6 protein-coding genes and 1 pseudogene are annotated in these 5650 nt (G+C 74.4%); 5 read left to right on the top strand and 2 right to left on the bottom strand.

All coding sequences use genetic code 11. The features are described 5' to 3' along the window. Positions 1–49 precede the first annotated feature (49 nt). On the bottom strand, positions 50–1162 hold the full coding sequence (gene ald / locus RWM17_RS11640) for an alanine dehydrogenase (protein ID WP_314103864.1): 1113 nt from the start codon (positions 1160–1162) through the stop codon (positions 50–52). Positions 1163–1284: 122 nt separating this feature from the next. Between ald and RWM17_RS11635 the strand changes: the two genes are divergently transcribed. Then, positions 1285–1815, top strand: a complete 531-nt coding sequence (locus RWM17_RS11635; RefSeq protein ID WP_314103863.1) for an Lrp/AsnC family transcriptional regulator — start codon at positions 1285–1287, stop codon at positions 1813–1815. A 104-nt stretch (positions 1816–1919) separates the two neighbouring features. Further along, positions 1920–2861, top strand: a complete 942-nt coding sequence (locus RWM17_RS11630; protein WP_314103862.1) for a hypothetical protein — start codon at positions 1920–1922, stop codon at positions 2859–2861. Positions 2862–2912: 51 nt separating this feature from the next. Here RWM17_RS11630 and RWM17_RS11625 read toward each other — a convergent pair whose 3' ends face one another. After that, the gene (locus tag RWM17_RS11625) at positions 2913–3179 is read right to left on the bottom strand and encodes a hypothetical protein (protein WP_314103860.1); all 267 of its coding nucleotides are present in this window, start codon (positions 3177–3179) and stop codon (positions 2913–2915) included. 140 nt (positions 3180–3319) lie between these two features. Here RWM17_RS11625 and RWM17_RS11620 point away from each other — a divergent pair, with 140 nt between their 5' ends. The 3 genes and pseudogenes from RWM17_RS11620 to RWM17_RS11610 all read left to right on the top strand — a co-directional run. Continuing rightward, complete coding sequence (locus tag RWM17_RS11620) at positions 3320–4021, top strand: ANTAR domain-containing protein (RefSeq protein WP_314103858.1); 702 nt, start codon at positions 3320–3322, stop codon at positions 4019–4021. Beyond that, the gene (locus RWM17_RS11615) at positions 4018–4731 is read left to right on the top strand and encodes a GAF and ANTAR domain-containing protein (RefSeq protein ID WP_314103856.1); all 714 of its coding nucleotides are present in this window, start codon (positions 4018–4020) and stop codon (positions 4729–4731) included. The genes RWM17_RS11620 and RWM17_RS11615 overlap by 4 nt, the downstream gene beginning before the upstream one ends. 91 nt (positions 4732–4822) lie before the next feature. Then, positions 4823–5650: pseudogene (locus RWM17_RS11610) on the top strand (SAM-dependent methyltransferase); the annotation flags it as partial.

The following is a 5650-nucleotide window of genomic DNA, read 5'->3' as shown; positions in this document are numbered from 1 at the left end:
TTGTTTCGTACCGCGTTTCGAGGCGGGGCTCACACGGGGGGCGGCAGTGTCAGGCCCGCAGGGGCGCCGCCGCGAGCGGAAACCCGAGCGCGGCGGCGACGCCCGGCGCGACGACCGCTCCCGCGACGACGTTGAGCCCGGCGGCGAGGGCCGGGTCCGCCGCCGTGGCCGCCTCCCAGCCCTGGTCGGCCACCGCCACCACGTACGGCAGCGTCGCGTTGGTCAGCGCGCGCGTCGAGGTCTCGGGCACGGCGCCCGGCATGTTCGCGACGCAGTAGTAGACCGTGTCGTGCACGGCGAAGGTGGGGTCGTCGTGGGTGGTCGGCCGAGACCCCTCGAAGCAGCCGCCCTGGTCGATCGCGATGTCGACGAGCACGGCGCCCGGCTTCATCGTCGCGACCATCTCGTCGGTGACGAGCTTCGGGGCCGCCGCCCCGGGGATCAGCACCGACCCGATCACGAGGTCGGCCTCGCGCACCTGCGCGGCGATCTCGAAGGGCGACGAGTGCCGCGTGGCGACCCGGCCGTCGAAGCGCGACTCGAGCGCACGGAGGCGCGGCAGCGACAGGTCGACCACGGTCACGTCCGCGCCCAGGCCGAGGGCGTTCGCGGCCGCGTGCTCGCCGGCGACCCCGCCGCCGATCACGACGACCTTCGCGGACGGCGTGCCGGGCACGCCGCCGAGCAGGGTGCCGCGACCGCCGGAGGCGCGCATCAGGTGGTACGCCCCGACCGTGATCGACAGGCGCCCTGCCACCTCGCTCATCGGCTGCAGCAGCGGCAACGAGCGGTCGGGCAGCTGCACCGTCTCGTAGGCGATCGCGGTCGTGCCCGAGGCGACCAGCGCCTCCGTCAGGGGCCGGTCGGCGGCGAGGTGCAGGTAGGTGAAGACGACCTGGTCGGCGCGCAGGTGGCGGTGCTCGGACGCGATCGGCTCCTTGACCTTGAGCAGCAGGTCGGCGGCGGCCCAGACCTCGTCGGCGGTCTCGACGATCGTCGCGCCGACCGCGGCGAAGTCGTCGTCGTGGATGCGCGAGCCCAGCCCCGCGCCCGCCTGCACGAGCACCTCGTGGCCGCGACGCACCAGGGCGTCGGCCCCGGCGGGCGTGAGGGCCACCCGGTTCTCGTTGTTCTTGATCTCGGTGGGGACTCCGACGCGCACGGCTGCTCCGATCTTCGTCAGGAGCGCCTCGTCGCGACCCTGCTCATCCAGTGTGACCCGATCGTGGCGATCGTTCGTTTCGGACCTGTTTCGACCGAAGCATCTTCTGCGAAGATGCCCCCATGGCTGCATCCGACCCGAGAGAAGGCGTCCCCGCGAGTGCAGGGCCGAACGATCTTCGCGCCCCCGGCCCGCTCGACGAGCTCGACCTGCGCCTCCTCGACGTGCTCGGGACGGACGCGCGCATCTCGAACGCCGCGCTCGCGGCGGCGGTGGGCGTCGCGCCCTCGACGGCGCACGTGAGGCTGCGCTCGCTGATCGACCGCGGGGTGGTGACGGGGTTCCTGACGAGCATCGACCAGCGGAGCCTCGGGCTGCCGCTGCAGGCGATCGTCGGCGTGACCCTGCGGCCGGGGTCGCGGCAGGCCGCGATCACCGCCTTCTCGGAGGCCGTGCGGAGCTTGCCGCAGGTGCTGCAGGTGTTCTTCCTCGGCGGGCACGACGACTTCATCGTGCACATCGCCGTGGCCGACTCGAGCGAGATCCGCACCTTCGTGGTCGACCACCTCTCCGCCCAGCCGTCGGTCGCCTCGACCCGCACGAGCATCGTGTTCGACTACCACCGCAACGGGGTCGCGGCGTCCTTCCGCTGAGGTCGAGCACGAGGAGGCGCGGGTCACGATCCGGCAGGAGGCGCGGGTCACGGTCCCCTGGGAGTCGCGGTCGGCCTCCGCCCGCCTCGCCTACCGTCCGCCTCATGCGATCGACACGAGCAGCTCTCACGAACCGGACCCCAGCCCGCGCGACCCTCGCCAGCACCCCGTCACGCAGCACCCCGTCACCCCGCACGCGCCAGTCCCGCACGACGTCGGCCCGCGCGACCCTGACCGGCGCCGCACTCGCCGTCGCGGTGCTCGGGGTCACGGCCGGCTGCACCTCCGCGGAGGCCGAGGGGACGACACCGACGGTGACCGTCACCTCCGCCCCCGACCCCGTCCCCTCCGCGTCGGCGACCTCTGCCGCCTCGCCCGCGGTCGAGCTCGTCCGCGAGTACCTCGACGCCGCCGCGGCCGGCGACGCGGCCGCCGCCTGGGCCCTGCTCACGCCCGAGGCGCAGGCCTTCTACCCGTCCGAGCAGCAGTTCGCCTCGCTGTTCGGACGGGACGGAACCGTCACTCCGGAGGCGGCCGGGCAGCTCGCCGCGGCGACCTTCGAGGAGACGAAGGCCTTCGAGGACGTCGTCACCGTGGTCAGCGCGACGACCGAGGCCGAGGCCGACGCGTGGATCGTCCGCGAGTCGTCGGCGGGCCTCCGCATCGACGACGCCGGCGTCCCCTCGACCGGTGACTCGGTCTACGAGTGGACGAACCCGGCCGTCGGCGCCGAGGACGTCGCCGCGACCGCGGACGCGGGTGCCGCCCCCTTCGACGACTCGGCGCCCGCCTCCCTGACGTTCGCGTCGCCGGCCTCTGCCGACGCGACCGGCCCCTCGACGGTCGGCTACCCGAACGGGGTCTTCGCGTTCGTCGACGGGGTGGAGACCCCCACGGACGAGCCCGTCTCCGCCGGCTCGGGCCGCGAGTTCACGATCCCCGTGGGCTCGGCCTCGAGCGACGGCGCGCCGCGCGGCCTGACGGTCGTCTGGCAGGTCGGGACGACGTCGCCGTCGTCATTCCGCAGCAGCACCGTCCTGCTCTGAGCGACGGGCGGTCGTGCACCCGGGCAGCTCGCAGCCGGCCCGCCAGGCCGGCTAGCGCGCCCAGTCCTCCAGGTCGACCGCGATGACGAGGTCGGACCACGCGTCGGGGTCGAGCTCGACGTCGTCGATCGTCCCGATGGTCACGTGGTCGCCCGGGCGCACGAGCACCGCGAGGACGCCCCGGTCGGCGGTCGGGACGTCGACGAACGAGGCGCCCGTGACGACGGCGTCGAGCACCCGCCCCTTGAGGGCGGACACGTCCGCGTCCGCCGCCAGGCGATACTTGTGGCGGTCGAGGGTCAGGAAGGTGGATGCCATGGTTCTCTCGTCTCGTCGCTGGCCGCCGAGGGAGTGGCGGCACGATCGCGTCGGGCCCGAGGTCCAGGGGTCTCTCACGTCTCCGGCAAGCGTCGCACGACGTGCGCTCCCACGCCAGGGGGCCGGGTAACCTCACATCCATGGACGACCTCACTCGCGTGGACGACACGGACCTGGCCGGCAGCGTGCTCGCGTCCCTGCCCGTCACCGGCGTCTCCGTGTCGACGATGGGCGAGCTGCTCCGCACCGAGACGGTGTCGGCGAGCGACCCGACCGCGGCGCGACTGGACGAGCTCCAGTTCGACCTCGGCGAGGGGCCCTGCTGGGACGCCGTCGCCGAGCGGCGTCCCGTGCTCGAGGGCAGCCTCCGGCTCTCCCCGCGGCGCACCTGGCCGGCCTTCTCGCGTGCCCTGCTCGACCACGAGGGCGTCGAGGCCCTCTTCGCGTTCCCGCTCCTGCTCGGCCCGCTCGCCCTCGGCGCGATGGACCTGTGGTGCGACCGTCCGGGCGAGCTCCCCGACGCGAGCGCGCGCCGCGCCTCCGCGCTGGCCGACGACCTCAGCCGCCACCTCCTGCGCCGTGCCGTGCGCGACGTGGCCGACGACCAGGCCGAGGAGGTTCGGGTCGACAAGTACTCCCGACGTCGCGTCCACCAGGCGACCGGCATGGTGCTCGCCCAGGCCGACGTCTCCGCGGAGGACGCCGAGCTGCTGCTGCAGGGCCGCGCGTTCGCCGAGGGCGTGTCGATGACCGACATCGCCGACGCCGTCCTCGAGGGACGCGTGAGCTTCGCCGCCGCCCCGGACGGCCCCCGCCCCGACGAGCCGGAGCAGGAGTGGTGAGCGAGGCGGGCCGTGAGGCCGTCCTCGTCGATGCCTTCGCCACCCTGGCCGACAGCCTCGTCGCCGGGTTCGACGTCATCGAGCTGCTGCAGACGCTCGTCGAGACCTGCCGGTCCGTCCTGGACGTCCAGGAGGCGGGCATCCTGCTCGCCGACGAGGACGGCGACCTCGACGTGGTCGCGTCGACGAGCGAGGCGAGCACCCTCGTCGAGACGATGCAGCTGGACGCTCGCTCCGGCCCGTGCTGGACGTGCTTCACCACGGCGGAGCCCGTCTCGCTGCCGAACGTCGCCGTCGACCAGGGGCGCTGGCCGGAGTTCGCCGCCGTCGCCCGTGAGCAGGGCTTCCGATCGGTGCACGCCGTGCCGCTCCGCCTCAGAGGGACGGTCATCGGCACCCTCAACCTGCTGCGCACCTCCGTGGGCGCCCTCAACGAGCGCGACGTGAGGGTCGGGCAGGCGCTCGCCGACGTCGCGACGATCGGGATCCTGCAGGAACGCACGCTGCGCGAGAGCGCGGTCGTGCAGGAGCAGCTGCAGGGCGCGCTCGACACCCGCGTCGTGATCGAGCAGGCCAAGGGCGTCGTCGCGCACGTGCGCCGCGTGAGCACGGACGAGGCGTTCGTGCTCATCCGTCAGCACGCCCGCAGTCGGCGGCTCAAGCTGGCCGACGTCGCCGTGCAGCTCGTCGAGCGCCGCCTGACGCTCTAGCGCTGCCCGGAACTCGGTCACAGGGCGAACGGAGCAGCCGCGGGCCCCTCCTCCGTGAACGAGCACGGCGTCAGCGCCGTAGATTCGACGGATGTTCCTCTCCCACGAGGTCGACCCCCGGTCGGCCACGGCTGTGGTCCGCGCTCGCCTGCCGCGCTCGGTGGCCGGCTCCCTCGAGCTCGCCGCCGACCTGACCCGCCGAGGAGGCGCGGCACCCGTTCCCGGGGCCGGCTCGACCGCCGACCTGTGGCTGGCCCTCGCGACCCTCGCTGCCCACGACGTCGGAGCGGCCCGGGCGGTCGAGCCGCACCTCGACGCGACCGCGATCCTCGACCAGGCGCGGGAGGCGGGCACGGTCGTGCTGCCGACCCGCGCCTCCTCGGCGGACCGGTTCACCTGGGGCGTCTTCGCGGCCGAGGGCCCGGGCGCGAAGCTCGTCGCGGAGCCCGCCGAGCCCGCCGGCTCGGCGACCGCCGCAGGTGCGGGTGACGACGCCCGCACCTCCTGGACGCTCACCGGCACCAAGCCGTGGTGCTCGCTCGCGGGCGTGCTCGACGGCGCGCTCGTCACCGCCTGGGTCGGCGACGAGCGCCGCTTGTTCGCCGTCGACCTCCGCCAGCCCGGCGTCGAGGTCGTGCCCGGCGCCTGGCACGCGCGCGGCCTGGTCGAGATCCCCTCGGGGCCCGTGACGTTCTCGTCCGTGCCGGCGACACCCGTCGGTGAGCCTGGCTGGTACCTCCGTCGCCCCGGCTTCGAGTGGGGCGGCATCGCCGTCGCCGCCTGCTGGTACGGCGGCGCGGTCGGCGTGGCCGGCGCCCTGCTGAGGTCCGCGGTCGCCCGCGACCCCGACCCGTGGCTGCTCCGGGCGCTCGGCGTCGTCGACGAACGCCTCGGCGACGCGCGTCGCGCACTGGAGGAG

This window comes from uncultured Frigoribacterium sp. (assembly GCF_963515265.1).
In the GTDB taxonomy this organism is placed as follows: domain Bacteria; phylum Actinomycetota; class Actinomycetes; order Actinomycetales; family Microbacteriaceae; genus Frigoribacterium.
This window is presented reverse-complemented; position numbering and strand designations above follow the sequence as displayed.

What these genes read in the sequence shown, in the direction of transcription:
- RWM17_RS11635 (WP_314103863.1), top strand. Translation starts at nt 1,285, where the DNA reads ATGGCTGCATCCGACCCGAGAGAAGGCGTCCCCGCGAGTGCAGGGCCG.
- RWM17_RS11630 (WP_314103862.1), top strand. Translation starts at nt 1,920, where the DNA reads ATGCGATCGACACGAGCAGCTCTCACGAACCGGACCCCAGCCCGCGCG.
- RWM17_RS11625 (WP_314103860.1), bottom strand. Translation starts at nt 3,179, where the DNA reads ATGGCATCCACCTTCCTGACCCTCGACCGCCACAAGTATCGCCTGGCG.
- RWM17_RS11620 (WP_314103858.1), top strand. Translation starts at nt 3,320, where the DNA reads ATGGACGACCTCACTCGCGTGGACGACACGGACCTGGCCGGCAGCGTG.